The sequence below is a fragment of the Thiothrix litoralis genome (genome assembly GCF_017901135.1).
Classification (GTDB): Bacteria; Pseudomonadota; Gammaproteobacteria; order Thiotrichales; family Thiotrichaceae; genus Thiothrix; species Thiothrix litoralis.
Genome location: NZ_CP072801.1, coordinates 966980 through 993509, shown reverse-complemented (window position 1 = coordinate 993509; position 26530 = coordinate 966980). Strand labels below are relative to the sequence as shown.

The 26530-nt window shown below is 53.8% G+C and carries 29 protein-coding genes; 20 read left to right on the top strand and 9 right to left on the bottom strand.

The annotated features are described in order from the left end of the window. Positions 1 to 70: 70 nt before the first annotated feature. Positions 71 to 256 carry a hypothetical protein gene (locus J9253_RS04750; RefSeq protein WP_210223531.1) on the bottom strand — a complete coding sequence of 62 codons (186 nt, stop codon included), beginning with the start codon at positions 254 to 256 and terminating at the stop codon, positions 71 to 73. 69 nt (positions 257 to 325) lie between these two features. On the opposite strand from J9253_RS04750, the gene J9253_RS04745 reads away from it, so the two are divergent. The 4 genes from J9253_RS04745 to J9253_RS04730 all read left to right on the top strand — a co-directional run bounded on the left by J9253_RS04745 (position 326) and on the right by J9253_RS04730 (position 1648). Beyond that, entirely contained in the window at positions 326 to 754 is a 429-nt protein-coding gene (locus J9253_RS04745; protein WP_210223530.1) for a putative toxin-antitoxin system toxin component, PIN family, read from the top strand. Then, the gene (locus J9253_RS04740; RefSeq protein ID WP_028488876.1) at positions 751 to 1008 is read left to right on the top strand and encodes a toxin-antitoxin system HicB family antitoxin; all 258 of its coding nucleotides are present in this window, start codon (positions 751 to 753) and stop codon (positions 1006 to 1008) included. Before J9253_RS04745 ends, J9253_RS04740 begins: the two co-directional genes overlap by 4 nt. A 97-nt stretch (positions 1009 to 1105) precedes the next feature. Then, positions 1106 to 1276 carry an oxidoreductase-like domain-containing protein gene (locus J9253_RS04735; protein ID WP_210223529.1) on the top strand — a complete coding sequence of 57 codons (171 nt, stop codon included), beginning with the start codon at positions 1106 to 1108 and terminating at the stop codon, positions 1274 to 1276. A 15-nt stretch (positions 1277 to 1291) separates the two neighbouring features. Further along, positions 1292 to 1648, top strand: a complete 357-nt coding sequence (locus tag J9253_RS04730) for a HopJ type III effector protein (RefSeq protein WP_210223528.1) — start codon at positions 1292 to 1294, stop codon at positions 1646 to 1648. Positions 1649 to 1651: 3 nt separating this feature from the next. Here the strand turns inward: J9253_RS04730 and J9253_RS04725 are convergent, their stop codons facing one another. Further along, positions 1652 to 2248: a DUF938 domain-containing protein gene (locus J9253_RS04725; protein WP_210223527.1), complete on the bottom strand. Its 597-nt coding sequence runs from the start codon at positions 2246 to 2248 to the stop codon at positions 1652 to 1654. Between the two features lie 47 nt (positions 2249 to 2295). Here J9253_RS04725 and J9253_RS04720 point away from each other — a divergent pair, with 47 nt between their 5' ends. Both J9253_RS04720 and J9253_RS04715 read left to right on the top strand, forming a co-directional pair. Beyond that, positions 2296 to 2850, top strand: coding sequence for a thermonuclease family protein (locus J9253_RS04720; RefSeq protein WP_210223526.1), 555 nt, complete (start codon positions 2296 to 2298; stop codon positions 2848 to 2850). Between the two features lie 61 nt (positions 2851 to 2911). Next, positions 2912 to 5050, top strand: a complete 2139-nt coding sequence (locus tag J9253_RS04715) for a metallophosphoesterase family protein (RefSeq protein ID WP_210223525.1) — start codon at positions 2912 to 2914, stop codon at positions 5048 to 5050. Here the strand turns inward: J9253_RS04715 and epmB are convergent. Then, positions 5047 to 6033, bottom strand: a complete 987-nt coding sequence (gene epmB, locus J9253_RS04710) for an EF-P beta-lysylation protein EpmB (RefSeq protein ID WP_266097371.1) — start codon at positions 6031 to 6033, stop codon at positions 5047 to 5049. The two genes, J9253_RS04715 and epmB, sit on opposite strands and share 4 nt — an antisense overlap. 83 nt (positions 6034 to 6116) lie before the next feature. Here epmB and efp point away from each other — a divergent pair, with 83 nt between their 5' ends. The 5 genes from efp to secF are packed head-to-tail and all read left to right on the top strand — an operon-like array spanning position 6117 to position 10840. Beyond that, entirely contained in the window at positions 6117 to 6686 is a 570-nt protein-coding gene (gene efp / locus J9253_RS04705; protein WP_210223523.1) for an elongation factor P, read from the top strand. Continuing rightward, positions 6683 to 7603 (top strand): EF-P lysine aminoacylase EpmA, encoded by a 921-nt coding sequence (gene epmA, locus J9253_RS04700; RefSeq protein ID WP_210223522.1) that lies wholly within the window; start codon positions 6683 to 6685, stop codon positions 7601 to 7603. Before efp ends, epmA begins: the two co-directional genes overlap by 4 nt. A 34-nt stretch (positions 7604 to 7637) precedes the next feature. After that, entirely contained in the window at positions 7638 to 7967 is a 330-nt protein-coding gene (gene yajC / locus J9253_RS04695) for a preprotein translocase subunit YajC (protein ID WP_210223521.1), read from the top strand. Between the two features lie 60 nt (positions 7968 to 8027). Beyond that, positions 8028 to 9878, top strand: a complete 1851-nt coding sequence (secD, locus tag J9253_RS04690) for a protein translocase subunit SecD (RefSeq protein WP_210223520.1) — start codon at positions 8028 to 8030, stop codon at positions 9876 to 9878. 11 nt (positions 9879 to 9889) lie between these two features. Beyond that, the gene (gene secF / locus J9253_RS04685; protein ID WP_210223519.1) at positions 9890 to 10840 is read left to right on the top strand and encodes a protein translocase subunit SecF; all 951 of its coding nucleotides are present in this window, start codon (positions 9890 to 9892) and stop codon (positions 10838 to 10840) included. A gap of 31 nt (positions 10841 to 10871) precedes the next feature. On the opposite strand, the gene J9253_RS04680 is transcribed toward secF, so the two are convergent. Continuing rightward, the gene (locus J9253_RS04680) at positions 10872 to 13580 is read right to left on the bottom strand and encodes a cation-transporting P-type ATPase (RefSeq protein ID WP_210223518.1); all 2709 of its coding nucleotides are present in this window, start codon (positions 13578 to 13580) and stop codon (positions 10872 to 10874) included. A gap of 142 nt (positions 13581 to 13722) precedes the next feature. Here J9253_RS04680 and J9253_RS04675 point away from each other — a divergent pair, with 142 nt between their 5' ends. From J9253_RS04675 to J9253_RS04660, 4 genes are read left to right on the top strand one after another with little or no spacing between them, the layout of a single operon-like run. After that, the gene (locus tag J9253_RS04675) at positions 13723 to 14304 is read left to right on the top strand and encodes a 2-oxoacid:acceptor oxidoreductase family protein (RefSeq protein ID WP_210223517.1); all 582 of its coding nucleotides are present in this window, start codon (positions 13723 to 13725) and stop codon (positions 14302 to 14304) included. Further along, positions 14298 to 15551 carry a transketolase C-terminal domain-containing protein gene (locus J9253_RS04670; RefSeq protein WP_210223516.1) on the top strand — a complete coding sequence of 418 codons (1254 nt, stop codon included), beginning with the start codon at positions 14298 to 14300 and terminating at the stop codon, positions 15549 to 15551. Before J9253_RS04675 ends, J9253_RS04670 begins: the two co-directional genes overlap by 7 nt. Positions 15552 to 15560: 9 nt before the next feature. After that, complete coding sequence (locus J9253_RS04665; RefSeq protein ID WP_210223515.1) at positions 15561 to 16583, top strand: thiamine pyrophosphate-dependent enzyme; 1023 nt, start codon at positions 15561 to 15563, stop codon at positions 16581 to 16583. After that, on the top strand, positions 16580 to 18211 hold the full coding sequence (locus J9253_RS04660; RefSeq protein ID WP_210223514.1) for an NAD(P)-binding protein: 1632 nt from the start codon (positions 16580 to 16582) through the stop codon (positions 18209 to 18211). The genes J9253_RS04665 and J9253_RS04660 overlap by 4 nt, the downstream gene beginning before the upstream one ends. A 49-nt stretch (positions 18212 to 18260) precedes the next feature. Here the strand turns inward: J9253_RS04660 and J9253_RS04655 are convergent, their stop codons facing one another. Together J9253_RS04655 and J9253_RS04650 are read right to left on the bottom strand one after the other, a co-directional pair. Further along, positions 18261 to 18638: an HVO_A0114 family putative DNA-binding protein gene (locus tag J9253_RS04655; RefSeq protein ID WP_210223513.1), complete on the bottom strand. Its 378-nt coding sequence runs from the start codon at positions 18636 to 18638 to the stop codon at positions 18261 to 18263. Then, on the bottom strand, positions 18635 to 18913 hold the full coding sequence (locus J9253_RS04650) for a toxin-antitoxin system TumE family protein (protein ID WP_210223512.1): 279 nt from the start codon (positions 18911 to 18913) through the stop codon (positions 18635 to 18637). The genes J9253_RS04655 and J9253_RS04650 overlap by 4 nt, the downstream gene beginning before the upstream one ends. 116 nt (positions 18914 to 19029) lie before the next feature. On the opposite strand from J9253_RS04650, the gene J9253_RS04645 reads away from it, so the two are divergent. After that, complete coding sequence (locus J9253_RS04645) at positions 19030 to 19425, top strand: leucine-rich repeat domain-containing protein (protein ID WP_210223511.1); 396 nt, start codon at positions 19030 to 19032, stop codon at positions 19423 to 19425. 48 nt (positions 19426 to 19473) lie between these two features. Continuing rightward, entirely contained in the window at positions 19474 to 20316 is an 843-nt protein-coding gene (locus tag J9253_RS04640; protein WP_210223510.1) for a transposase, read from the top strand. 22 nt (positions 20317 to 20338) lie between these two features. Here the strand turns inward: J9253_RS04640 and J9253_RS04635 are convergent, their stop codons facing one another. Continuing rightward, a complete protein-coding gene (locus tag J9253_RS04635) occupies positions 20339 to 21550 on the bottom strand; it encodes an RNA-guided endonuclease InsQ/TnpB family protein (RefSeq protein ID WP_210223509.1) in 1212 nt (403 codons plus the stop codon). A gap of 134 nt (positions 21551 to 21684) precedes the next feature. Here J9253_RS04635 and J9253_RS04630 point away from each other — a divergent pair, with 134 nt between their 5' ends. After that, positions 21685 to 21885, top strand: coding sequence for a hypothetical protein (locus J9253_RS04630; protein WP_210223508.1), 201 nt, complete (start codon positions 21685 to 21687; stop codon positions 21883 to 21885). Positions 21886 to 21973: 88 nt separating this feature from the next. Here J9253_RS04630 and J9253_RS04625 read toward each other — a convergent pair whose 3' ends face one another. Together J9253_RS04625 and J9253_RS04620 are read right to left on the bottom strand one after the other, a co-directional pair. Then, positions 21974 to 22201, bottom strand: coding sequence for a toxin-antitoxin system HicB family antitoxin (locus J9253_RS04625; protein WP_210223507.1), 228 nt, complete (start codon positions 22199 to 22201; stop codon positions 21974 to 21976). Next, complete coding sequence (locus tag J9253_RS04620; protein WP_210223506.1) at positions 22201 to 22635, bottom strand: putative toxin-antitoxin system toxin component, PIN family; 435 nt, start codon at positions 22633 to 22635, stop codon at positions 22201 to 22203. The genes J9253_RS04625 and J9253_RS04620 overlap by 1 nt, the downstream gene beginning before the upstream one ends. Before the next feature lie 18 nt (positions 22636 to 22653). Here J9253_RS04620 and J9253_RS04615 point away from each other — a divergent pair, with 18 nt between their 5' ends. Continuing rightward, on the top strand, positions 22654 to 26130 hold the full coding sequence (locus J9253_RS04615) for a leucine-rich repeat domain-containing protein (RefSeq protein ID WP_210223505.1): 3477 nt from the start codon (positions 22654 to 22656) through the stop codon (positions 26128 to 26130). Positions 26131 to 26274: 144 nt separating this feature from the next. Beyond that, entirely contained in the window at positions 26275 to 26502 is a 228-nt protein-coding gene (locus J9253_RS20895; RefSeq protein ID WP_228291506.1) for a hypothetical protein, read from the top strand. The last annotated feature ends 28 nt before the right edge of the window (positions 26503 to 26530 follow it).

Sequence of the window (26530 nt, the reverse complement as noted above, 5' to 3'; positions counted from 1 at the left end):
GCAGTTCAAATGTGAAAATTGGGTGCGAACCTGATTTTCGCTAAAAGACTGCAACCGCATTCTCTGTTTCTCAAACTCTGTTAGTGATGCCAGTAGTAGCCCCACGTTGGCGGATAGCTTCATCCATTTGTTCCAAAGCCACTTTTTTCTTCACCTTGATGCTGTCGAAAGAGCATTCAAGTGTACTAGCTGCGGCTGCGCGTTCCGGCTCTTCCAAAAACGCCAACACGATGGCTTCCCCCCCTTGATTGTTCAAAAACTCTCTTTGCCATAGTCTTAGATATTGCATAAGATGTCATATAAGATGCCAACAACAAGGAATGTTATGCTTCGCTGTGTTTTGGATACAGATGTGATCATCGCTGCCATGCGTAGCCCAACGGGAGCTTCTGCGGCTATTTTGCAAATCGCAGCGGATACATCACAAGTCTGTTTACTAGCAAGCGTTCCGTTAGCACTGGAATATGAAGCTAAATGTCTGGAAACGCGCCATTGGACAGAAGCCCAGTTGAGCAAGGAAGAAGCCAGCATTTTTGTCGATGCGGTCATCGCATTGGTCGAACCCGTCCACATGGACTTTTTGTGGCGACCACAATTGCATGACCCAGCCGATGAAATGGTGTTAGAAACCGCTATCAATGGCAGGGCAGAGATACTTGTTACCTTCAATCTACGCGATTATGGCGATGCCCCCGCCCGTTTCGGTATCCAAGCCATGCGTCCCGCTGATGCTATTAGGAGAATTCGCATATGAAACAACAAACTGCAACTTACCCTCTGCGCCTACCTCGCTCTCTCAAAGAGGCGGTCAATGAAGCGGCAAACAATGACGGTGTGAGCATCAATCAATTTATCGCTATCGCCGTAGCAGAAAAACTGGCTGCAATGAAAACCGCCCGTTTTTTCACTGAACGTCAACAGCGGGCAGATAAAGATGCGTTCAAACGTATTCTGACACGCCAAGGCGGACAAGAACCGTGTGAGGGAGATGAGTTGGTGATTGGCTAATGAGTGGGGCATTAGACAAGTTATCACATATTGCAAAAAACTAGCCCAACCAACTTCAAATTGCTATGTTGCGCCCATGAAATCAGGAGCAACCGCCATGCAACCATCGCCCATCACTGAAAAACCCCAACCACCCGCCCCCAACGAATGCTGCGAAAGCGGCTGTGACCCCTGCGTGTGGGATATTTACCGCGCAGCATTGCAGCAATGGGAGCAAGCGCAGCAAGACGCAAACACCGACACAACCAAGCCCGCAACGCAAACTTAAACCCTCGAGACAACCATGACCATCAACACCCTACTAACCCAACTCGCCACCGCCCCCGAGCAAATCGTCTTTGCCGACGTACTCGCCACCATCGCCGCGCACTACACCTACACCCCGCAAAGCTTCACCAATGGCAGCGACGACGACACTGTAAGCAACCCGGCAGGCACCAACGAAGGCTCGTGCAAACTCTTCGCCTTCGCCCACCTGCAAGGCTTGAATGCAGCGCAAACGCTGGCCTGTTTCGGCGAACATTACCGCGATGTACTGGCAACACCCGACGGCACCAACCACGCCAATATCCGCACTTTCATGCGCCACGGCTGGGCAGGCATCCACTTCGACGGCAAAGCCCTGCAAGCCAACGACTAAGCACTACGCCTTGCACCACACCAACAGCCGGTTATTCACCGGCAGGGTGTAATCGTGCTGAAACTGCATTCCCGCCTGTTCCGCCAGCCGGTTCAGGTCGGCAAAATCGCGAATCCCACTGCGCGGATCACGCATCTTCAACCACTGATCAAACCGCGCATTGCTCTCGCTGCTGTACTGCCCGTCATAGTTAAAAGGGCCGTACAGCACCAAAAAACCACCCGCTGACAACAACGTACCAACCCCTGCGAAAAATGCCTCCACTTCCGTCCAGCCCATAATGTGCACGGTATTGGCAGAATACACCGCATCCACCGCCAATTCAGGCCACATATCGCGCACCACATCCAAAGCCAGCGGCGCACGGGTATTCGGCAAACCCGCCTCATCCAGCCACCTCTGAATACCGGGGTGATGTACCGCCACATCGCTGGTATGCCACACCAACTGCGGCAAGGCCGCCGCGAAATGCACCGCGTGTTGCCCCGTGCCACTGCCCACTTCCAGCACCGCAGCACAGTCCCGTAACAACGGCTCCAGCACCGCCAGAATCGGCGCTTTGTTCTCTTCGCACGACTCAGAAAAAGGTTTTATTATCATCAGGCAACATCCGTTAGAATCCACAAAACAAAACCAATGGTAACAACATGACCCGCTACTTGACACTTACCCTCACTGCCCTGCTGCTGACAGGCTGCTTCGACAGCAAGCCCGACAACAAACTGCAAGCCCAGCTCCCACCCGGCGCAACCCTCAACGCCGACGGCACCGTGCTGGCACAAGGGCGCGTGGTTGGGGTTAGCGATGGCGACACCCTCACCGTACTAGCCAGCAACAAACAATCATACAAAATCCGCCTGCAAGGCATCGACGCCCCCGAAAAAGCCCAACCCTTCGGTCAAAAGTGCAAGGAAGCCCTGATGACGCAAGCCATCAACCTCACCGCGACCGTGGAAGCCCACAAACTCGACCGTTACGGGCGCGTCCTCGGCAAAGTCAGCGTAGAAGGCAAAGACGTAGCCCTCACCCAGATCCAATCAGGCTGCGGCTGGCACTACACCGCTTACATGAAAGAACAAAGCAAAGACGACCAAATCGCCTACGCTGCTGCTGAAAAACAGGCACGCAAAGCCAAACGCGGTTTATGGAAAGACAAACAACCTCAAGCCCCGTGGGATTTCCGCAAACATAAGGTAAGTTAAGGAAAGTTGCGTGTATTCGTCCTATGCTTGTAGAAGAACACAACAACTCAGGGCAAAGATCATGCATCACACACTCCCCGACCTCCCGGTGTTGCCGCGCATTCTCGCAGGCCCCATCCTGCGGCGCGTCACCGTTGACAGCGCCAATGTCTGGCTAGCCAGCAGCAGCGAATTGCAGTTGGAATTGCGCATTTTCGATCCCAACGGCACGCTGATTAGCCAACCACCGGAACCCAAAGCAAAACGCCGCCGCAACCGTACCGACCCCACAAGCTGGCAACTGGGCGCACAATTGTGGTTTACCTTGGTGGAAGCACTCCCGCTAGCTGATGCAGGTACATTTCCTCAAGACACCCTGCTCAGCTACGAACTTTTGGACACGGAAACCGAACAGCTACTTGATCTGGATGATGTCTGTCTGGAAGGTGCAAGCCGCCCCGGTTTTTACATACCCAGCCAACTCGGCGTCATTGCCTACGGTTCGTGCCGCAAGGCGCACGGACTAGCATTCAACGACGATGGCAGCGTCCAAAGCAAGGATTCCCTCGCCCTGCTGACCGAACAACTGGAAGAAACCCAGCATGATTTGAGCCAACGCCCGGCGATGCTGTTCCTGATTGGCGACCAGATTTACGCCGATGATGTCCTGCCCGAATTGATGACCTACCTGCAAGCCCTGTCACTGCAATTAATGGGCAAAAGCATCCCACTTCCCGATGGCAGCGATGCCTGCATCATCAGTACCCAGGAGCGTACCGCTTTGAAAGCTGGGTGCGGCCTGACCTCCAGTTCACAACATGCCCACGTGCTCAGCTTCGGGGAATACGCCGCTTTGTATCTGGTTACGTTCGGCAACCGAGTCGGTTTCCAGTTTCCCCCCGAAGGCAGGGAAGACCTCGCCGCCGCACGTCACATGAGGACTTATTCCCCCGAAAAGCTCAAAGATTTTGAACGCTTGAGCCTGAAAACCTTTGTCAGTAGCCAGCCGCAGGTACGCAAAGCATTCGCCAATATCGTCACCTACATGAACTTTGACGACCACGACATCACCGATGACTGGAACCTCAATCGCAGTTGGTACGACAAACTCAGCGCCAGCGCCAATGGCACGCGGGTCATTTCCAACGGCCTCGCAGCCTACTGGGCTTTTCAAGGCTGGGGCAATAACCCCGACAACTACCCTGCCCGCTTTATCCGAGTCATCAAGGATCATCTGGATGACCCGGAGGATCGTCACAAATGTGCTGAATTCGATTTCCGCCTGTGGAAATTCCGGCGCTGGAGCTTCGTATTACCCACCACCCCGCCGATCTTTGTGATGGATTCGCGTACCCAACGGGATTTTGGCAGCAATAACGAACCACCTCATTTGATGGATCGTTATGCACTCGATGAAATGCGCGGCGAATGGTTGAGCATAGAAAATCAACAGCAAACCCCGATTTTCATGACCGGCACACCCGTGTTCGGCTTTTCCTCGATCGAATGGTTGCAAGACGTGTTGTACCGAATCGGGGTACTCATGGGTGGTTTCACCGGCTTGTTCAGCGCCAGCAGCATCGACGTGGAAAGTTGGGTCGCCAATCGGCGCGGCTTTGCGTTTTTCCTCGACACCTTGCTACTGCGGATGGGGCTGACAAAAGTCACCTTCCTGTCCGGCGATGTGCATTACAGTTTTGCCAACCGTGCTTATTACAGCAACCGCAGCAACCTGATGAAACCGCAGTCCGACACCAATGACTGGCAATACTCCCCTACCCTGCAATGCCTGCAACTCACCAGCAGCGCGATGCGCAATACCCCCGAATCAGGCCGCTGGCTGGAAACCTTCCTCGCCAACTGGACCACCAAGGTACGTCTAGGCCCATGCAGCCCGGAAACCCTGCCTTGGTGGGAACGTGTGTTTTTCTGGCGATTTTTCCGTTACAACACTTGGGCAGTAGAAGTGAATGGCATTCCGGGAAAAACTGTACAGCAGCACAGCATCAAACCGTGGTGGAAAATCCTGTTGTTCTGGCGCGTCATCAAGATCGAAAATTGGCGTCCGAGATTACGCACCGAACTCAACTGGATCACCAGCCGCCCGAATGTGGCGCTGGTGTATTTGCAGAATGGGGAGGTGGTCAGGCAAGTGTTACTGTCCGGCGATGAACGCGAAAACAATCTGACGTATGAAATACCGCCAGACACGCCGTCTTAAACCACGGGTGTTTTCGCCTTTTCACCTGCCACTTCCCGCACCAGTTTAGGTACGAGGAAGCCGGGTAGCCGCTGACGCACGCCTTCCAGTAACGGCAAGGCTTCGCTTTCCGGCACTTCAAAATGCGCCGCACCTGCGACCCGATCCAGTACATGCAGGTAATACGGCAACACCCGCTGGGCAAACAAACTTTCGCTCAAATCGACTTGCGCCTGCACACTGTCATTCACGCCGCGTAACAACACGGCCTGATTCAGCAAAGTCACGCCTGCGGAATGCAAGGCAGCCAGCGCTTGCTGCACATCATCCGCCGCCAGCTCCTGCGCGTGATTGGCGTGGATAACCATCACCACTTGCTGGCGGATACCGGCCAGTAGCTGCAAAAACCCGGCATCAATCCGCGACGGCAACACCACTGGCAAACGGGTGTGAAAACGTACCCGCGTAATGTGCGGCATCGCTGCCAGTTGCCCCAAAAACAGCGCCAAACGCTCATCCGACAAAGTAAGCGGGTCGCCACCACTCAAAATCACTTCGCGCACATCCGGGTTAGCACGGATATAGGCTAATGCACCCTCCCACTCGCCCTTCACCGGGTTGGATTCGCTGTAAGGGAAATGCCGCCGGAAACAATAACGGCAATGCACTGCACATGCCCCCGTCGTCACCAACAACACCCGCCCGTGGTACTTGTGCAAGACCCCATCCGACACCAGCGAAGGTTGGTCGCCGACTGGATCGTGGTTGAAACCTTCTACCACTTGCAACTCATCATCCAGCGGCAAGACTTGGCGTAAGAGCGGGTCGTTCCAATCGCCGGGCTTCATGCGCGCCATGTAGCTGTGCGGAACCAGCAAACGGAACTGGCGTGCTGCTTCCACACTGACACCTTCGCCGACCAAGTTCAGCGCCTGCATCAGCAGCAGCGGATCACGCACTGCACCTGCCAATTCACGCTGCCAAACAGCTACTTTTGCAGACACAACATTTTCTACCTGATTTTTTATCTGGATTCCGGTTATCATAGCGGGCTATTTTACGTTTAGATGATTTTGGAGACGGACTAATGGCCACCTATGGTAGCAATGATTTAAGAGTTGGTGTGAAGATTATCCTCAATGGCGACCCTTACACCGTCGTGGAAAGCGACTTTGTAAAGCCCGGTAAAGGCCAAGCCTTCACCCGCGCCCGTGTCCGCAACCTCAAAACGGGGCGTACTATCGAACAAACCTTCAAGTCAACCGAGACTCACGAAGGCGCTGACGTTGAAGACCGCGACATGGAATACCTGTATTCCGACGGCGAAAACTGGACGTTCATGGATACCACCACCTTTGAACAGCTTGATGCCGGTGCAACTGCGATGGCTGATGCTGTCAAATGGCTGAAAGGCAATGAAAAGTGCATCGTCACCCTGTGGAACGGCGTACCGTTGCAAGTGACTCCACCCAACTTTGTCGAACTGAAAATCACCCAGACCGACCCCGGCCTGCGTGGTGATACCGCCACCGGCGGCACCAAGCCTGCTACGCTGGAAACCAACGCAACCGTCAAAGTTCCGTTGTACATGGAAGAAGGCGAAATCCTCAAAATCGACACCCGCACTGGCGAATACGTTTCCCGCGTCAAAGCGTGAATCTGACTGCCTTGCAGGAACGCGCATCCCTGAATCATCAGGTGCGCGTTTTTTTTGCGGAACGTAAAGTGCTAGAGGTTGAAACCCCAGCACTGTCGCAAGCAGGCAATACCGACCCTTTCATCGACAGCTTCAGCGTCAACACCCCGGCGGGCTTACGCTATTTGCACACTTCGCCGGAATACCCGATGAAACGCTTATTGGTCGCAGGGTCTGGCGACATCTACCAACTCTGCAAAGTATGGCGGCGCGATGAAAGCGGCAAGCGCCATAACCCCGAGTTCACCCTGCTGGAATGGTATCGGCTCGGTTTCACTTGGCGACAACTGATGCAAGAAGTCGCTGACTTATTGCACATTCTGATTCCGCATCTACAAAAACCACCGCGTTTTTGCAGCTATCGCGCGTTGTTCCTTGAAACTTTGCAGCTTGACCCCCATGTTGCCACAGAAGCCGAACTGTCAGCCTGCGCCCGTGCGCACGCTATTAACATCGACGGCGATATGCCCGCGCAAGCGTGGCGGGACTTGCTGCTCACCCATTGCGTGGAACCGCACTTCCCGGCAGACCAGTTGACCTTCGTCTACCATTACCCAGCAAGCCAAAGTGCGCTGGCCAAGGTGGATACCTTTGACGGGCAACGCTTGGCAGAACGTTTCGAGGTCTACCTCGGCGCGTTGGAATTGGGTAATGGTTATCAGGAACAAACTGATTCAGCGCAGAATCGCTTAATTCTGGTAGAAGATGCACACACGCGCGGTGATGACATCCCCGTCGATGAACGGTTTCTTGCCGCACTCGAACAGGGATTGCCAGAATGTGCCGGGGTTGCGGTCGGTATCGACCGCATCCTGATGTGCAGGATGCAAGTGAATGACCTGAAACAGGTTATCGCTTTTCCGTGGGAGGTGGCATAATAGCCACCGAAAATGACATTCAAGGAGATAGAACGTGGACTTTCTGATATCTAACGCTTATGCCGAAGGCGCGGCAGCACCCGCTGGTGGTGGCATTGAAATGCTGTTAATGATGGGTGTGTTTTTCGCCATCATGTATTTCATGATTATCCGCCCGCAGCAAAAGCGCGCCAAAGAACACAAACAAATGCTGGAATCCCTGAGCAAAGGTGATGAAGTCGTCACGGGTGGTGGTGTACTTGGTAAAGTAGCAGGCATCAACGAAAACTTTGTCGAACTGACGGTTGCTGATAATGTCGTCATCAAAGTACAAAAACAGGCTGTTGCTTCTGTCCTGCCTAAAGGCACGATGAAAGGCGCATGAAGAAGGTGAGTGAGGGGGAATATACCCCCTCGCACCCAACCCACACGGAATCCTATAACAATGAATCGCTATCCACTCTGGAAGTACCTCATGATCGCAGTGATCCTGCTGGTCGGGGTCATCTACTCAGTTCCCAACTTTTTCCCGTCGGAACCGGCTGTACAGCTCAGTTCCAAGGTCGACAAAACGATCGACCCCGCTACCATGCAGCGCTTCGAGCAAGCCTTACAGGCTAAGGGCTTGACGATCCGCGCCAGCGAAAACAACGGTCAGCAAGCCCTGTTCCGCTTTGAAGACAATGATGTCCAGCTCAAAGCCTCCGAAGCTTTAAAAGCAGCCGTCGGCGACGAGTTTGTAGTAGCACTCAACCTTGCACCCTCGACACCTAGCTGGCTGCGAGCGTTGAATGCCAACCCGATGTTCCTCGGCCTTGACCTGCGCGGCGGCGTATACTTCCTGATGGAAGTGGATATGAAAGCCGCCCTCGACAAGCAAATTGACCGTTATCAGGATGAATTCCGCGACTTCTTGCGTGAAAAGAATATCAAGTACCAAGGCGTTGCCCGCGAAGGTGACTCAGTTGTTACCAAATTCGCTGATGCCGCCAGCCGCGATGCCGCCCAGACAGCGTTAAACGACGAATACCGTGACCTGCAATTCACCATCCCCAGCGGCAGCACCGATTTGCAAGCCAGCATTTCACAAACGGCCATGCTCAATATCCAGAAGTTTGCCCTGCAACAAAACATCACCACCCTGCGCAAGCGGGTCAATGAGTTAGGGGTTTCCGAACCTGTTATCCAGCAACAAGGTACCAACCGCATTGTGGTGCAACTCCCCGGTGTGCAAGACACTGCCCGTGCCAAAGAAATTTTGGGGGCAACCGCTACCCTCGAATTCCGCTTGGTGGATGAACAAAACGACCCAATGCAGGCCAAGCAAAGCGGGCGTGCTCCGCTTGGTTCCGAACTCTACAAAGAGCGCAATGGCGACCCGGTATTGCTCAAGCGTCAGGTCATGCTGACGGGTGATTACATCATTGATGCCTCTTCCGGCTTTGACGATAATAACCGCGCGGCGGTACACATCACGCTCGATGGCAACGGTGCTAGCCGCTTCAGCAAAGTGACCGGTGAAAACGTGCAAAAGCTGATGGGCGTGGTATACATCGAAACCAAAATCGAGAGCAAGGAAGTCGATGGCAAGCAGGTAAAAACCAGCACCACCAATCAGGAAGTCATCAACGTCGCACGGATTCAGGAACGGTTGGGTAAACGTTTCCAGATTACCGGGCTGGATTCTCCCAAGGAAGCTCGCGATCTTGCGCTATTACTGCGTGCCGGTGCTTTGGCTGCGCCGGTGTATATCGTGGAAGAACGCACCGTCGGCCCCAGCATGGGTAAGGAAAATATCGACAAAGGCTTCAATTCCAATATGTGGGGCTTTATCGCTGTCGTATTGTTCATGGTGATTTACTACCGCGTGTTTGGTGTCATTTCCAGCGTGGCGTTGGCGATCAACGGTTTCTTCCTGTTTGCGCTGTTGTCGATGATTCAGGCAACCCTGACCTTGCCGGGTTTAGCCGGTATTGCCTTAACACTGGGTATGGCGATTGACGCCAACGTGTTGATCAACGAACGTATCCGGGAAGAATTACGCGCGGGTGCTTCGCCGCAAGTCGCTATCAACGTCGGTTACGACCGGGCGTGGGGAACCATTATCGACTCCAACCTGACTACCCTGATTGCAGGTATTGCCTTGTTCCTATTAGGTTCCGGGCCAATCAAGGGCTTTGCCGTGGTGCTGTGTCTGGGGATTTTGACCTCCATGTTCAGTGCGGTCACGGTATCACGGGCGATGGTCAACCTCGTCTACGGTTACAAACCACACCTGCAAAAGGTTGAAATTTAAGGGGCTAGGTCATGTTAGAACTGTTTCCATTCCAAAAAGCCATTCCGTTTATGCGGTATGGCAAAACCACCACCACCATCTCGTTGGCGACCTTTGTGTTTTCGGTATTCGCGCTGTTTTTCTACGGCCTGAATCTGGGGGTGGACTTCACCGGCGGTACGGTCATGGAGGTGCGTTACGCACAAGCGGCTCCCATCGACAATATCCGTGAAGCCATCAAGGCCACTGGCTATCACGAAGTGGCGGTGCAGAACTTTGGTTCTACTCAGGATGTGTTGATCCGCCTGCCCTTGAAGGAAGGCGTTTCCAGTGCGCAAGTCAGTGAACAAATCATGAGCGTGCTGAAAACAGGTACACCAGATGTATCACTCAGCAAAGTGGATTTTGTTGGTGGGCAAGTCGGTCAGGAACTGTATGAAAACGGCGGACTGGCACTGATTCTGGTGGCGGCTGGTATCATTATTTACCTCGCTTTCCGCTTTGAATGGCGCTTTGCGGTCTCTGCCGCAGTTGCCAACCTGCATGACGTGGTGATCATTCTGGGTTTGTTTGCCTTCTTCCAATGGCAGTTTGACCTGACAGTATTGGCGGGTATTCTGGCGGTATTGGGCTACTCGGTGAATGAATCAGTGGTGGTATTTGACCGGATTCGGGAAAATATCCGCACCATGCGCGATGACACCATCCCCGACATTATCGACAGCGCCATCACCACCACCATGTCACGTACCATCATTACCCACATTTCCACCCAAATCATGGTATTGGCCATGTTGTGGTTCGGTGGTGAAGCCCTGCACAATTTCGCACTGGCACTGACCATCGGGATTATGTTTGGTATTTACTCCTCGGTACTGGTGGCATCACCCTTGCTGCTGCTGTTCGGCCTCCAGCGTGAACACATGATCCCGAAAGAGAGCGAAAAAATCGAAGGCATGAACGCCGACGGTTCTGTCGTGTAAGCTCACACCTGAAGTTAAGCGGGGCAACCAGTCAGGTTGCCCCCAAACCGCGCCGCATCTGTTTTTCCAGCTCCACCAACACAAACAGCGCCACACCTATCCCAACCACCAATAAACCATCCACCAAACTCACCGCTTCTGTCGCAAATACCGCCTGCATCGCGGGTAAATAGGTAATCGCAAACTGCGCCATGATGACCACGACTACCGCCAACCACACCATTTTCGTACCGCGCACCGCCCGCCAGGTCAATGACGTGCTGTACAGGTTGCGGATGAAAAACAAATGGAAAATTTCCATCACCACCAGGGTATTCATCACCAGCGTCCGCGCCAGTTCCAGCGAGTAGCCTTGATCCTGCGCGTAAGCGTAAACCCCAAACGTGCCACACAGGAACAAGGTTGTCACCAGCGTAATATGCCAGATCAGACCACCACTGAGCAGAGGTTGATTACGCAAACGCGGTGGACGCCGCATGGTATTCACCTCGGTAGGCTCAAACGCCAGCGCCAAACCCAACGTAGCCGCCGTCACCATATTGACCCACAAAATCTGGAGCGGGGTAATCGGCAACAGCATCCCCAGCAACAAAGCCAATACAATCACCGCCGCTTCACCGGTACTGGTAGGCAACGTCCAACTGATGACTTTTTTGATATTGTCATACACCGTGCGGCCTTCACGCACGGCTGCCACAATCGAGGCGAAATTGTCATCGGCCAGTACCAGTTCAGCGGCTTCCTTGGCGGCCTCACTGCCCTTGTTGCCCATCGCGATTCCCGCATCGGCACGCTTCAGCGCGGGGGCATCGTTCACCCCATCCCCGGTCATGGCCACGGTCATGCCTTGCGCCTGTAATGCCATGACCAACCGCAATTTGTGTTCCGGGGTGGTGCGGGCAAACACGTCGGTATGCAAGACCACCACTGCCAGCTCGGCATCATTCAGCATGTCGAGTTCCGAACCAGTCAGCACCTTATCCGGGTGGCGCAAACCAATCTGTTTGCCAATCGCCGCAGCCGTGCTGGCGTGGTCGCCTGTGATCATTTTCACACCGATACCCGCCTGATAGCATTCGGCAATGGCGGCAACCGCCTCCGGGCGCGGCGGGTCAATCAAACCCACCAAACCCAACAGGGTAAGCTGGCCTTCCTGCACATCCGCCATTGTCAACACGGTATGCTCGGGCGGCACACCACCACTCGCCAACGCCAACACCCGTTGCCCCTGAGAGGCAATGGTCTCCGCTTGTTGCTGCCAATATCCACTATCCAGCGGCTCCGCCTTCCCCGCCGCCGTGCGCTGGTAATGACACATGCCCAACAGACTTTCCGGCGCACCTTTGACCAGAATAGCCGCGTGCTGCTGTGGATGCGCGTGATGATGAGCGTGGTACAGCGTTGCCATGAATTTATGGCGGGAATCAAAGGGAATTGCATCGGTGCGCGTCCACTGGGCACGGGTCGCGGCCTGTTCCAACCCGGTTTTGGCGGCAAAAGCCAGTAACGCCCCCTCCATCGGATCACCTTCCACCGTCCAGTGGGCGGCTTGCTGATGGAGTTCCGCATCATTACACAGCAATGCAGCCCTCCCCAGCTCATGCATCAACTGTTGCGCGGCGTGTTCCAGCGGCTTGCCTGCCTGCTGAATCGTGCCGTGTGGTTCATAACCTGCCCCATCCACGCTGAATACGCCGACCGCAGTGCTCACACTGGCCACCATCATTTCATTGCAGGTCAAGGTGCCGGTTTTATCGGTGCAAATCACTGACACCGCCCCCAGCGTTTCAATCGCGGGTAAGCGCCGCACAATGGCATGGCGTTGCGCCATCGCCTGCACCCCAACCGCGAGGGTAATGGTTAACACCGCAGGCAAACCTTCGGGAATCGCCGCCACCGACAAGCCCACCACCGCCATGAACAAGTCGCCGAAATCCTGATGCTGCACGAAATAGCCAAACGCAAAAATCAGCGCGGCAATGGTCAGGATGAACAGCGTCAGCCATTTGGCGAACACATCCATCTGCGCCACTAACGGCGTTGTCAGGGTTTCCACCCCGGACAGCAGCCCGCTGATACGCCCGATCTCAGTGTTCCCGGCAATCGCCACCACCACACCCCGGCCTTGCCCGCTGGTCACGGTGGTGCCGCTGAAAACCAGGTTGGTGCGGTCGCCTAACCCAGCTTCCTGCGCGACAGTTCCGGTCTGTTTATCGACAGCCACTGACTCCCCGGTGAGGATCGCTTCTTGCACCTGCAAACCGTAAACCTGTAACAAGCGCAAGTCAGCGGGCACTTTATCCCCCGCTTCCAGCAATACGATGTCACCGGCAACCAGCGTATCCCCCGCTACCGTCTGCCGCCGCCCGTCCCGCAACACCGCCGCATGGGGAGCCAGCATCTGGCGGATCGCATCCATCGCTTTTTCGGCCTTGCCCTCTTGCAGGAAACCAATGACCGCATTGGCAAACACCACCCCCAGAATCACCCCCGTATCCACCCAGTGACCCAGCAAGGCCGTCACCAGTGCTGCCGCCAGCAACACATAAATCAGGATATTGTGAAATTGCATGAGAAAACGCAGCAACAGGCTGCGGCGCGGCGGCTCCGGCAAACGGTTAGCCCCGCCGCTTTCGTGGCGTTGCCGAGCGACTTCGGCACTCAAGCCATCGGCGTGACAGTCAAGTTGGGTCAGTACGGCATCGGACGGCAGGTTGTGCCAATGAGTAAAATCCGGCATGGGTTCACCTGTTATTTTGCTGCTGAATGCAAGAAGTCTATCAGGGTAGCAGGATTTGCTTGGCCTTTTTCCGACTTCCATCAAGTAAATGCTTTTCCAAAGCTGCTAGCCTTTGAGTGGCAACAATAGGAGGGAGGAACACATGTTTCAAGTCAGAATCCACGGGCGGGGTGGGCAAGGTGTCGTCACCGCCGCCGAGATGCTCTCTATCGCCGCGTTTATCGAAGGCAAGCATTCGCAAGCCTTTCCCAGCTTCGGCTCCGAGCGCATGGGCGCACCGGTCATGGCGTTTTGCCGTATCGACGCCAAGGAAATCCGCCTGCGCGAACCTGTCCTCAACCCCGATGCGCTGATCATTCAAGACCCCGGCCTGTTGCATCAGGTCAACCTGTTTGAAGGGCTGGCGGAACACGGTTACATCCTCATCAATTCCACCCATACGCTGGCAGAGCTGGGGCTGGAAGATTACCTGCGCGAACACCCGCAGTGGCAAGTGCGCGTCATTCCCGCCTCCGAGATTGCGCTCAAACACGTCGGGCGTCCGCTGCCGAATGCGGCTTTGCTGGGGGGCTTTGCCGCCCTCACCGGCCTGATCCAGATGGAAGCGCTGCAAGCCGCGATCCGCGACAAATTCAGCGGCAAGATTGCCGAACAGAACATCGCCGCCGCGCAAGCCGCTTTCGCGCAAGTGCAGGCCAACACGCAAGGAGCCACCCCATGCTAAAACAGATCGAAGGCTCCCAAGCCGTTGCCGAAGCCATCGGCCTGTGCCGCCCGGAAGTGATTTGCGCCTACCCCATCACCCCGCAAACCCACATCGTGGAAAACCTCGGGCAGATGGTCGACAAGGGGCAAATCGACCCGTGTGAATACATCAATGTCGAGTCCGAATTCGCCGCCATGTCGGTGGCGATTGGCGCGAGTGCTGCCGGGGCACGCGCCTACACTGCCACCGCCAGTCAGGGTTTGCTGTTCATGGCGGAAGCGGTCTACAACGCCTCTGGCCTCGGCTTACCCATCGTCATGACCATTGGCAACCGATCCATTGGTGCGCCGATCAATATCTGGAACGACCATCAGGACAGTCTGTCGATGCGTGATGCAGGCTGGATTCAGCTCTACGCCGAAACCAATCAGGAAGCGGTCGATTTGCACATTCAAGCCTTCCGGCTGGCGGAAGAACTGTCCGTGCCGGTAATGGTGTGCGTGGATGGCTTCATCCTCACTCACGCTTACGAGCGCGTCGACATCCCCGAACAGGCGCAGGTCGATGCTTATCTGCCGCCATTTTCGCCGCGCCAGATGCTCGACCCCGCCAACCCCGTCACTATCGGCGCGATGGTCGGGCCGGAAGCCTTTATAGAAGTGCGTTATCTCGCGCATTACCAGCAGATGCAGGCGCTGGGGCTGATCCCGGAACTGGCGGAAGCATTCCAGCAGCAATTCGGGCGCGATTCTGGCGGGCTGGTCAAACCGTACCGCAGCGCAGACGCCGACACCATCGTGGTGGCACTCGGTTCCGTCAACGGCACGATCAAGGATGTGGTGGATGAAATGCGTGAGCAAGGCGTTTCCATCGGCTCACTGAGCATTTGCACGTACCGCCCGTTCCCACGTAAAGCGGTGCGTAGTGCCTTGCAACACGCCACGCGCATTGTGGTGGTGGAAAAATCCCTCGCGGTGGGCATCGGCGGCATCGTTGCCACCGACGTGCAAATGGCCGTCGCCGGGCTGCACAAGCCGGTGCATACCGTGATTGCAGGCTTGGGCGGCAGGCCGATTACCCGCGATTCGTTACGCAAGCTGTTCCGCAAGGCAGACGAAGGGCATCTGGCGCATTTGCAATTCCTCGACCTCAAGCACGAGCTGGTGCATGAGGAAATCGCCCGCATGGAAGGCCAGCGCCATTCCGGCCCCAGCGCCGAAAATATCCTGCGCGGCATGGGAACCATCGCCAGCCAGATACGCTAGGAGAGACACATGGAAACCACCATCAAGTTTTACCAGACCGACACCTTTACTGTCGGCAACCGCCTGCTCTCCGAAGCCGAACGCAGCGTGCAAGCGGGAATGCAGCGCACCAACGCACTCAATTCCGGGCATCGCGCCTGTCAGGGCTGCGGCGAAGCACTCGGCGCACGCTTTGCCGTGGATGCGGCGATGCGGGCCACCAATAACCAGTTGGTCGCGTGCAATGCCACCGGCTGCCTCGAAGTCTTTTCCACCCCTTACCCGGAATCATCGTGGCAATTGCCGTGGCTGCATTCGCTGTTCGGCAATGCGGCGGCAGTGGCTACCGGGGTCGCGGCGGCAATGAAGGTCAAGGGTAAACAGCACATCCGCGTATTGGCGCAAGGCGGCGACGGCGGCACTACCGACATCGGTTTCGGCTGCTTGTCGGGGATGTTCGAGCGCAACGACGACGTGCTCTACATCTGCTACGACAACGAAGCTTATATGAATACCGGGGTGCAACGTTCTTCCGCCACCCCGCCCGCTGCGCGTACCGCCACCACCATGCCGGTCGGGCAGCACGCCAACGGCAATGTGTTCGGCAAGGGCAAAAGTGTGCCGCTGATTGCGATGGCGCATGAAATTCCTTACGTGGCGACCGCTTCGGTGGCCGATTTGCGCGATCTGGAGGCGAAAGTCACCAAGGCGATGTCGATCCACGGGGCGCGTTACATCCACATCCATGTGCCTTGCCCGCTGGGCTGGGGAGCCGACCCGAGCCACACCATCAAGCTGGCGCGGCTGGCGATTGAGTCGGGGCTGTTCCCCGTGTTCGAGGCGGAACACGGCGAAATCACCGGGCATCGTGCCATTCGCGCACAAGTGCCGGTGGAGGATTACCTGAAGCTGCAAAAACGCTTCGCCCATCTGTTCCGCAATCCCAAACAGGTCGACGTTATTGCGCATTTGCAGGCGATGGCTGACCGCAATATCCGCCGCTTCAAACTGCTGGAGAAATCCACACCACCTACCGGAGGGGCTGCCGCATGAGTATTCAAAAGCCATTCGCGATTACGCTGGATAAGAATACCAGCCTTGCCAACCATACCGGCTCGTGGCGCAGCAAACGCCCGGTGTACGTTGACCGTTTGCCACCTTGTAATGCGACCTGCCCGGCGGGGGAAAATATCCAGAACTGGTTGTTCCATGCCGAATCGGGCAATTACGAAGCGGCTTGGCGCAGCCTGACCGAAAACAATCCGCTACCCGCGATCATGGGGCGAGTGTGTTACCACCCCTGCGAAGGCGCGTGCAACCGGGGGCAACTGGACGAAGCGGTCGGCATCAATGCGGTGGAACGTTTCCTCGGCGACGAAGCGCTGAAACAGAGCTGGGCATTCGCCAAGCCAGTGGCAGAAAGTGGCAAGCGCGTGCTGGTGGTCGGTTCTGGCCCGGCGGGCTTGTCGGCAGCTTACCATTTGCGCCGCATGGGTCATGGCGTGACCATTGTGGAGGCGGAAACGGCGGCGGGTGGGATGATGCGTTACGGCATTCCGCGTTACCGTTTGCCGCGTCGGGTGCTGGATGCCGAAGTGCAACGCATTGTCGACATGGGTGTGGAATTGCGCCTCGACACCCGCGTGGATGACGTGCTGGCGATGCAGGCGGCAGAAGGTTTCGACGCGGTATTCCTCGGCATTGGTGCGGGCATTGCCAAGCGGGCGTACATCCCGGCGGGCGACGCCAGCCATATTACCGATGCGGTCAGCGTGCTGCATGAGGTGGAAGACCATCCGCCATTGCTGGGGCGCAAGGTGGTGATCTACGGCGGCGGCAATACCGCCATCGACGTGGCGCGTACTGCCAAGCGGTTGGGGGCTGAAGAGTCCATCATCGTCTACCGCCGCACCCGCGACAAAATGCCCGCGCATGATTTCGAGGTGAAAGAGGCGCTGGAAGAAGGCGTGAAAATGAAGTGGCTTTCCACCATCACCGAAGCCGACGCAGGCAGTATCACCATCGAAAAAATGGCGCTGGACGACAAAGGTTTCCCACAACCCACCGGCGAATTCGAGACATTGGCGGCGGATTCGGTGGTGCTAGCGCTGGGGCAGAACGTGGAACAAACCCTGCTGGAACACATGCCGGGTCTGGAACTGAAGTGGGACAGCGTGCAAACCGACGCGGTAATGATGACCAGCGTGGCGGGCGTGTTTGCCGGTGGCGACATGGTGGCAGGCGGCGAACGCACCGTGACCGTCTCAATCGGGCATGGCAAGAAAGCGGCGCGGGCGATTGATGCTTGGATGCGCGGTGAATGCTACCAGCCTGCGCCCAAGCACGAACCGGCTACCTTCGAGCGCCTCAACACCTGGTATTACGCTGACGCCGAAAAGACCGTGCGCCCGGTGCTCGACATCATCCGCCGCCAGTCCACCTTTGATGAGGTAGTCGGCGGGCTGGATGAAGGCAACGCGATGTACGAAGCGCGGCGCTGTTTGTCGTGCGGCAACTGTTTCGAGTGCGACAACTGCTACGGCGTGTGCCCGGATAGCGCGGTGATCAAGCTGGGGGCGGGCAAGCGGTTCGCGTTTAATTACGACTACTGCAAGGGGTGTGGGTTGTGTGTGGAGGAATGTCCGTGTGGGGCGATTGCGGTGGAGTTGGAAGACAAATAACAACAGGCATTTGTAGGGGCAGACCTCCGTGTTTGCCCTTCCCTGATTATCAAGCCGCCTTCTGCTGTGGCAGATGCACATCCACCACAATTTCCGAATAAGGTGTAAACACCTTACCCTGTTCATCGCGTTCAATCGCTAACCACTCCATCAGACGTTCCACGTCGTTGTGGACGTTTTTGTAGTCGCGTTGCAGGGTACGGGCAAGTTCGGCAATGCTCATCGCACCATGTTCCCGCAAAGCAGCCAGCAAATCCCAGCGTTTGGGAGTAAAGACACCCAACATCTGGCTGACATTTTTGAAGCCTACGCCGAAGTAAGGAGCGGGCTCTTCGCCGAGTTCGAGGCGTTCCAGCATTTGTTGGGCGAGTGCGAGTGAGGACTGGATGCTTGTGCCTACTTTAATGGTCAGAATGTTTTGGTTCATGTGCTTACCCCTGCGATGTCGTGCATAAAGTCTACGATTAACGTTGCCGGACTTTGGAAAAAATAGGGCAATTCAGCCCCTTGGATATGCTTGTGATCGCCTTTGCCACGCTCATTGTCATACCCTACTACCCGCTTGCCCTCAACAATGTAGACCAACCGATATTTGTACGGGTGTTCCGATGGCGAAACAGGCTTGGGAACGCGCCATATCAAGATTTCCACGAAATCTTGGGCATATTCTTCTTTGGTATGGAGCAGTTTGGTGGCTTTCATTGGGGCATTGTGACATGGCACTTTTATGGTGTAAAGAACCATAGTTATTTTGCTGAAATCTCCCTCTATACGTGTCAAAATCCCTGCATCTTACCCAACTACGATGCAGGGTTTGCATGACAGAACAATCCAACAATGAAGAAGTTCTTGGCTTTATCCGTGAAGCCAAAGAACAGCATCTAACCGAACTGAATTTGAGTGATTGTCTCTTGACAGAACTACCAAAGGAACTTCTTGAGCTTTCTTGGCTGGAAAGACTAGACCTCCATATCAATCAAATTGTCGATATACAGCCGCTCGTATCGCTCTCGAATCTGACAAAGCTAGATCTCAGTAATAACAAAATTGTCGATATAAAGCTTTTAAAAAAGCTGCTAAAGAAAGGGACTCCTATTTATTTCATTACTGTAAATAATAGAAATTTTCCTAATATTATTTATCGAACCATTGATTCTGATAAAATTCTTGTTAGCAATAATCCTCTGCAACACCCCCCACTGCCATTAAGTTAAGCCCACATCCCCTCAAGCAGAGGTACAATCGCCCCTTTGGTTTCCCACATGGATAAAAAAAAGCAGGCATTGAAAAACAGCCGCGCCAGCGCCCACAATGCTTTCTTCAAATGCCGCAACCGCAAGGCGGATAAGGACTTCAGCCGTCAGCGCAGCCTCCCCTTTGCCCAGGTATTAACCATGATTTTGAGAAAAAGCGTCAAACCGCTGCAAAGTATGGTGAATGAAGCCATGCAGGCAGCCGGGGTCAAATCGGTGCCCGCCAGCGCCTATACGCAAGCCCGGCACAAACTGCGACATACTGCCTTCATTGAGCTGAACCAGACAGCGGTGGTTGAGGTGATGTACGCGGATGGTGTCTATAAGCGTTTCTGGGGCTACCGGGTACTGGGGGTGGATGGCTCCCGAATTCGCCTGCCCACTACCGAGGAGTTGGTGTTTGACCGCAATTACGCTTCTTACGAACTGTTGGCAGAGCTGACCCAACAGCAACGCGCCTTCGCCACCGCGCGTGCCATGCTCAATTTGCCGAAAACGTTGCGTGTCCGTTTTGTGCGGGTACGCCTCGATACCGGCGAGTGGAAAGTCCTCGTCACCTCGCTGTTGGATGAACAGCTTTACCCAACCGCCACCTTCAAAGCGCTATACCACCTGCGCTGGGGCATTGAAACTTTTTACGGGATACTCAAAACCCGGCTGGAATTGGAAAACTTCAGTGGCATCAGCGTAGAATCGGTCAAGCAAGACTTTTATGCCACGCTCTATCTGACGGGGCTGGAATCCATCCTGACCGCTGATGAACAAGACTCATTGAACCAACGCCTCACCCAACACCCGCAAACGGTCAATCGGGGTGTCGCGTTCAACATCTTGACATCCTCCCCTCCCTAAAGGAAGGGGATTCCTACTGCATTCAGCTAGATAGCTGACTTACTTCGGTGGGTTCCTGCTTCACAGAGCGGCTTAACGCCGCATCTCCACAGGCTAACAAGCGGTATCCCCGCTCTAAAACATTGATCGCGCCGACATGATCGGCGTGATTTTCGTAATGGCATTTCACGCACACAAATTGGGCTTGCGTCTGGCGGTTATCCGCTGATACATGGTGACATTCAGGGCATTCCTGGCTGGTGTAGTGTGGCGGTACGGCGAACAACATGCCGCCCTTCCACGCCATTTTGTAGTCGAGTTGCCGCCGAAATTCACCCCAACCTTGGTCGAGGATGGCTTTGTTTAAGCCGGACTTCTGGGCAACGTTTTTGCCGGGGTTTGCTGCTGTACCTGCCGCTGATTGGGACATATTGCCGACCTGCAAATCTTCGATGAACACGAGCGCGTGGTTTTGGCTGAGCGTGGTCGTCGCCTTGTGCAGGAAATCGCGGCGGGCGTTGGCGATTTGTGTGTGAATTTTTTGAACTTTAGCTTGGGCTTTTTTCCAGTTGTTACTGAATTTTTGCTTGTGCGCCATGCGCCGTTGGTATTTGGCGAGTTTGGCTTGCTTGTGTTTGAAGCTGTTGCGCGGTTCGATGTGTTTGCCGTCGGAGAATGTGGCAAAGCGGGCTATGCCAAGGTCAATACCGATGGCTGTTGTGGCTTGAGAGGCGATTTTCTCCACTTTCCGTTGAGTTTGGATGCTCACAAACCATTTACCGCCCTTGCTGGAAACCGTGACATTGCGCAGTTCCCCCAGCACATCACGGCTGTTGCGGTAACGTATCCAGCCCAATTTGGGCAAGAAAATACGGCTATTGCCTTGGTCGAGTTTGATTTGTTTGGGGTCAGGATAGCGGAAGCTGTCACTGCTGCCTTTACGCTTGAAGCGAGGAAAATCGGCACGTTTAGCAAAGAAGTTTTGGTAAGCCTTGTCGAGGTCTTTGAGCGCGTGTTGCAGGGGATGAACGGGAGAATCTTTTAGCCACGGGGTTTCTGTGCCGTTACGCCATGCCGTCAGGTGTTTTGCCATTGCCACGTAACCGATGAACTTTTCACCCGCCTCATGGTTGGCTTGCTGCAACGCCAACGCCTTGTTGTAAACGAAGCGGCATGACCCCGAAAAACGGCGTAGCTGGCGCTGCGTTTCACCGTTGGGCATGAGTTCGTATTTGAAGGCTTGAAGTCGTTGCATCCTCAAAGCATAGCCAAAAATGGAGAAAGTCGCAGGGGCATTATGCCGTTAACGGGGCTGATTATCCGACCAAGCTACCGAACAGAGGGAGGCGTTGCCTCCCGCGCTATCCTCCCCGACCTGAAGGACGGGGTTTGCCGCGCAACCTGATCAAGAACCAAGCGTTCGACCTACTCAACAGCCGTATCAGCAGCCACAAACTGCTGAACAAAATGACCGCACTGTTTCTGCAAAGTCCTAATGCTGACAGAAAAGGGAGAAACCCTACCCGCCAGCAATCTTCCGCCTACCGTTTGCTGAATTACCATAAGAGCAAAAAGAAGCATTGTTTTTAAGCGCTGGGCTTAACTTAATGGCAGTGCCGCTTTTAAGGGCGGGGGTTAGAGGAGTCGAAGCAGGGTGCTACGGGTGTTACACCACTGTTTACTTTGATTGGGCGAAGTGCTTATCCAGCTTGTCGAGAACGGCCAAGCCTTCTGCGACATTGCCACGCGCTGCCCGCAGGCGGAAACGGGTTTCTGCATCGGTTTCGGTGAGAATGCGGATAGCAAATTCCTCCATCAGCTTGTTCAAGCTCACACCGCGACGTGTCGCTAGCGTTTTCAGGCGGTTGTGTTGTTCGTCAGGTAGACGGATTGTCATGGTTGCCATTAGTTTGCCTCCTGTAGTGTTTGCAGAAATTCTGTCACGGTTGCTATCCGAATCTCAGGAAATTGCAATTCATGTTGCCGAAAATCACGGGTATTACCTGTAATCAGCCATTGGGCATTGCCTGCTACGGCAAGTTCCATGAGGTGATTATCTGCTTCATCCTGAAGGTTTGGTCGCCACCGATAATAGATATTGACCCATTGGCACCGAGAAACAAAAGCATCGAACAGTGCTTCGCGCTCTTCCGCTGTTACAGCACTGGTGGTAAACACATGCTCCCGCGCCATGATGTCTTCGTATTCCGAATACAGGGCGTTACCAATCAATGGCTGCACTTGTCCCAACAGGCAGCGGCGCAACAATGCTCGTGGCGCGGTGTCTGCCTTCATCAAGGCGGAAATGAAAACATTGGTGTCGATAACGGCGGTAATCATGCCGTTATGATAGCTGATATGCTGTCAGTTGTCGTGGTGTATGGTGAGGGTATTTCTGGCATACTATACGCTAACTGCAACACACTGGGCTTTGCTATGTCTGAACTCGCTCTACAACGTATCCGCGAAGCTAAAGCAAAACATTTGATCGAGCTAGATCTAAGTGATAGTGAACTAATCCAACTACCCGATGAACTATTTGAACTAATATGGCTAGAGAATCTATTTCTTGGTGGCAATCAAATTAGCGACTTGAGTCCACTAGCTCAGTTAAAGAATCTTAATATGCTTGGCCTCAACGACACCAAAATCAGTGATCTGACCCCGCTCGCCGCGTTGACAAACCTCAAGACGCTATTTATCCATGAAAACCTTCTTATCTTCAACGATATAATCAGGCCTACCGAGCTTAGCAAGCTTGCTGAGCTGACAAATCTCACGACATTAACTCTCAGCAATAACCTCATCAAGGATGTGACCCCGCTCACTGCGCTGACAAATCTCACGACATTAATTCTTGACAATAACAGGATCAGCGATGTGACCCCGCTCACTGCGCTGACAAATCTCACGATATTAACTCTCAACAATAACCGGATCAGCGATGTGACCCCGCTCACTGCGCTGACAAATCTCACGATATTAACTCTCAACAATAACCGGATCAGCGATGTGACTCCGCTCGCAACGCTGACAAATCTCACGACATTAACTCTCAACAATAACGAGATCAGCGATGTGACTCCGCTCGCTGCGCTGACAAACCTCATGGAACTAACCCTCGACAACACTAAAATCAACGATGTGACCCGACTCGCTGCGCTGACAAACCTGACAAAATTAACCCTCGACAATACTAAAATTAGCGATATAACCCCGCTCGCTGCGTTGAAAAACCTCACGGAACTAACTCTCGACAACACTCGAATCAAGGATGTGACCCCACTCGTTGTCCTGAAAAACCTGACGAAACTAACCCTCGACAATACTCGAATCAGCGATGTGACCCCACTCGCTGTCCTGAAAAACCTGACGAAACTAACCCTCGACAATATTCGAATCAGCGATGTGACCCCGCTCACCGTGCTGACAAACCTCACGATGCTATACCTCGATAACATCCGAATCAGTGATGTGACCCCGCTCGCTCCACTGATAAATCTCAAGGAATTAACCCTTAACAACAACAAAATTAGTGATGTGACCGTGCTAGCCGCGTTTACAAAGCTCACGACGCTATTCCTCAACAATAATGAAATCAGCGATGTGACTCCGCTCAACGCACTGACAAATCTCAAGGAATTAAGCCTTAACAATAATGAAATCAGCGATGTGACTCCGCTCAACGCACTGACAAACCTCAAGGAGTTAAGCCTTAACAACAACGAAATCAGCAATGTGGCTTCGCTCATCGCACTGACAAATCTCAAGGAGTTAAGCCTTAACAACAACGAAATCAGCAATGTGGCTCCGCTCATCGCACTGACAAAGCTCACGACGCTATTCCTAAATGGCAACCAAATTAGCGATATAAAGCCGTTATTAGTTTTGATTGAGAAAAATATTACTATTAATGACCCTTATGATGGTGAATATGGAATTTTCGTAAGAGATAATCCTCTGAATCACCCACCTTTAGAAATCGTCGATCAAGGCAATGAAGCCGTTCTAACCTATTTCCGTAACTTGGAAGAACAAGGAGAAGGCAAGCTCAACGAAGCCAAGCTGATCATCGTCGGTGAACCCGAAGCAGGCAAAACCTCGTTGATGAAAAAGCTGTTAGACCCTGCTTACGTCATTCCCCAGTTAGAAACTTCAACTCTTGGCATTCAAATGCACGAAGGCTGGCAATTTTCCCATCCCGACGACGACACCACTTTTTCCGCCAATATCTGGGATTTCGGTGGACAAGAAATTCAATACATGACCCATCAGTTTTTCCTCACTGCTGGTGCAGTCTATGTGCTGGTTTCCGCCAATGACCGCAAAGAAACCACCGCAAACTTCCCCTATTGGTTCAAAGCGATCCATTTATTCGGCGAAGAACATGGCGTTTACAGTCCCGTATTGGTAGTGCAAAACGATAAAAACGGACAATTCATCCAACAATTCGACACAAAGCATTACACCCAACGCTACCCAGAATTATCTATCAGCACCCGCACCGTAAACTTAGGCAAAGACGATGCCGATTTCCAAGCACTGCGAACCAAGATACAAACCTTGCTTACCCAGCTACCGCACGTCAATGATGTTCGTCCCGCACGCTGGAATGACATCCGCACTACCTTACGCGAATGTGCCAAAAAACAGCATCACATCAACTTTGCCGAATACGCTGCCATTTGCCAGCAACATACGGTTAAAGATGAGGCGAGCCAGCTACTCCTCAGCTCTTACCTGCATCGTTTAGGTAGCTTGTTGCATTTTGTCGATGATCCAACACTACGCAATTTCATTATCCTCAATCCACAATGGGCGGTAGATGCAGTCTACAGCGTCCTCAACGACAATCGCATCGCGCAAGCAGGCGGCTATTTTACCTTCGAGACATTGGAAAATATCTGGCGTGACAAATACAACATGGCTGAACGTAACAATCTGCTTAACCTGATGAAAAAAGATAGCTTTGAAGTCTGTTATGCTGTCGAAGGCAAACCAAACACCTACCTCGCACCACAACTCTTGACGGATAAGCGCCCGTCTTACGAGTGGAACGACAACGATACCCTAAAATTCCGCTTCCAATACAAATTCATGCCCGAAGGCATTATTACGCGCCTAATCGTGCGTTTGAATGAGCTGATTGCCAAAGGCAACAAAGGCGATTTGGTTTGGCGTAACGGCATGGTATTGGAAACAGGCGGTTGCCGCGCCCAAGTGCAGGCTGAGGAAAGCCGCGAAGGCTTGAATGTCATCGACATTGCCATAATAGGCAAACAAAACCAACGCAAATACCTACTACACACCATCCGCATGGAAGTCGAAAAACTGCATCGCAAATGGTTCAAAAACATCGCTGTGGAGCAGATGATCCCCTGTAACTGCGAAGTTTGCACCAAGCCGAACAATACTGATCCCAAATATTTCGAGTTCAGTGTCCTACAACGTGCCCAAGAACGTGGCAAAAAAACCGTAGAATGCGACCGCGAGTTTCTGGATGTTCCCGTATCACGCTTGCTCGAAGGCGTATTTGAACGTAATGAAGTAAATGAACTATTACACAGGAGAGACATGATGACAGGTACAAATATTTCCGGCATCACCTTAGCTGCTGGCGCACAATTAATCGTCGGCAACGCAAACACCCAAAAAGCAAATTCGGACAACCTGACTATTACCATTACCGCCGACCAACGCCAAATCATCAGCACCGTGCTAGATGAAATGCTCGAACACAAGCTCCCCAAAGACATCACCAAAGCCGTCGTCAAAATGCAGGATGTGGTCGAAGCCGATGCCGAAAAACCCACAGAAAAACCCAATCGCTGTTAAGCCGTTTTATCGGAGGAGTCAAACAAATTGCAGGTTTCACCGACGATGCTAGCAAAATTGGCGAGTTCGTAGCCAAACACCAAGACGACATCGGCGCTGTGCTAACCTCTATCCAGAACAGCCTTTAACGTCATGAGAACGCCCATGCAAGACCTCCACTGGCAAATCCCCCCCAACCCCGCCACCGCGCTAATGCTGGCAAAACGCCAACTCAGCGAATTCGTTTGCGATGCGGTCAATCTGGAAGGTATCAACATGACCCTGCCAGAAGTCCAAACCCTGCTGGACGGCATCACGGTGGGCGGGCACAAACTTTCCGACCAGCAAATCACCGTTAACCAAGGTAACGCATGGCGGCTATTGTTTAGCTAGCTTGAGCGCGGCGAATTCACCGTTTCAG

Bases quoted from the DNA above. Each gene is read 5' to 3' on its own strand.
- J9253_RS04745 (WP_210223530.1), top strand. From the start codon at position 326: ATGCTTCGCTGTGTTTTGGATACAGATGTGATCATCGCTGCCATGCGT.
- J9253_RS04740 (WP_028488876.1), top strand. From the start codon at position 751: ATGAAACAACAAACTGCAACTTACCCTCTGCGCCTACCTCGCTCTCTC.
- J9253_RS04735 (WP_210223529.1), top strand. From the start codon at position 1,106: ATGCAACCATCGCCCATCACTGAAAAACCCCAACCACCCGCCCCCAAC.
- J9253_RS04730 (WP_210223528.1), top strand. From the start codon at position 1,292: ATGACCATCAACACCCTACTAACCCAACTCGCCACCGCCCCCGAGCAA.
- J9253_RS04725 (WP_210223527.1), bottom strand. From the start codon at position 2,248: ATGATAATAAAACCTTTTTCTGAGTCGTGCGAAGAGAACAAAGCGCCG.
- J9253_RS04720 (WP_210223526.1), top strand. From the start codon at position 2,296: ATGACCCGCTACTTGACACTTACCCTCACTGCCCTGCTGCTGACAGGC.
- J9253_RS04715 (WP_210223525.1), top strand. From the start codon at position 2,912: ATGCATCACACACTCCCCGACCTCCCGGTGTTGCCGCGCATTCTCGCA.
- efp (WP_210223523.1), top strand. From the start codon at position 6,117: ATGGCCACCTATGGTAGCAATGATTTAAGAGTTGGTGTGAAGATTATC.
- secD (WP_210223520.1), top strand. From the start codon at position 8,028: ATGAATCGCTATCCACTCTGGAAGTACCTCATGATCGCAGTGATCCTG.
- secF (WP_210223519.1), top strand. From the start codon at position 9,890: ATGTTAGAACTGTTTCCATTCCAAAAAGCCATTCCGTTTATGCGGTAT.
- J9253_RS04680 (WP_210223518.1), bottom strand. From the start codon at position 13,580: ATGCCGGATTTTACTCATTGGCACAACCTGCCGTCCGATGCCGTACTG.
- J9253_RS04675 (WP_210223517.1), top strand. From the start codon at position 13,723: ATGTTTCAAGTCAGAATCCACGGGCGGGGTGGGCAAGGTGTCGTCACC.
- J9253_RS04670 (WP_210223516.1), top strand. From the start codon at position 14,298: ATGCTAAAACAGATCGAAGGCTCCCAAGCCGTTGCCGAAGCCATCGGC.
- J9253_RS04665 (WP_210223515.1), top strand. From the start codon at position 15,561: ATGGAAACCACCATCAAGTTTTACCAGACCGACACCTTTACTGTCGGC.
- J9253_RS04660 (WP_210223514.1), top strand. From the start codon at position 16,580: ATGAGTATTCAAAAGCCATTCGCGATTACGCTGGATAAGAATACCAGC.
- J9253_RS04655 (WP_210223513.1), bottom strand. From the start codon at position 18,638: ATGAACCAAAACATTCTGACCATTAAAGTAGGCACAAGCATCCAGTCC.
- J9253_RS04650 (WP_210223512.1), bottom strand. From the start codon at position 18,913: ATGAAAGCCACCAAACTGCTCCATACCAAAGAAGAATATGCCCAAGAT.
- J9253_RS04645 (WP_210223511.1), top strand. From the start codon at position 19,030: ATGACAGAACAATCCAACAATGAAGAAGTTCTTGGCTTTATCCGTGAA.
- J9253_RS04640 (WP_210223510.1), top strand. From the start codon at position 19,474: ATGGATAAAAAAAAGCAGGCATTGAAAAACAGCCGCGCCAGCGCCCAC.
- J9253_RS04635 (WP_210223509.1), bottom strand. From the start codon at position 21,550: ATGCAACGACTTCAAGCCTTCAAATACGAACTCATGCCCAACGGTGAA.
- J9253_RS04625 (WP_210223507.1), bottom strand. From the start codon at position 22,201: ATGGCAACCATGACAATCCGTCTACCTGACGAACAACACAACCGCCTG.
- J9253_RS04620 (WP_210223506.1), bottom strand. From the start codon at position 22,635: ATGATTACCGCCGTTATCGACACCAATGTTTTCATTTCCGCCTTGATG.
- J9253_RS04615 (WP_210223505.1), top strand. From the start codon at position 22,654: ATGCTGTCAGTTGTCGTGGTGTATGGTGAGGGTATTTCTGGCATACTA.
- J9253_RS20895 (WP_228291506.1), top strand. From the start codon at position 26,275: ATGCAAGACCTCCACTGGCAAATCCCCCCCAACCCCGCCACCGCGCTA.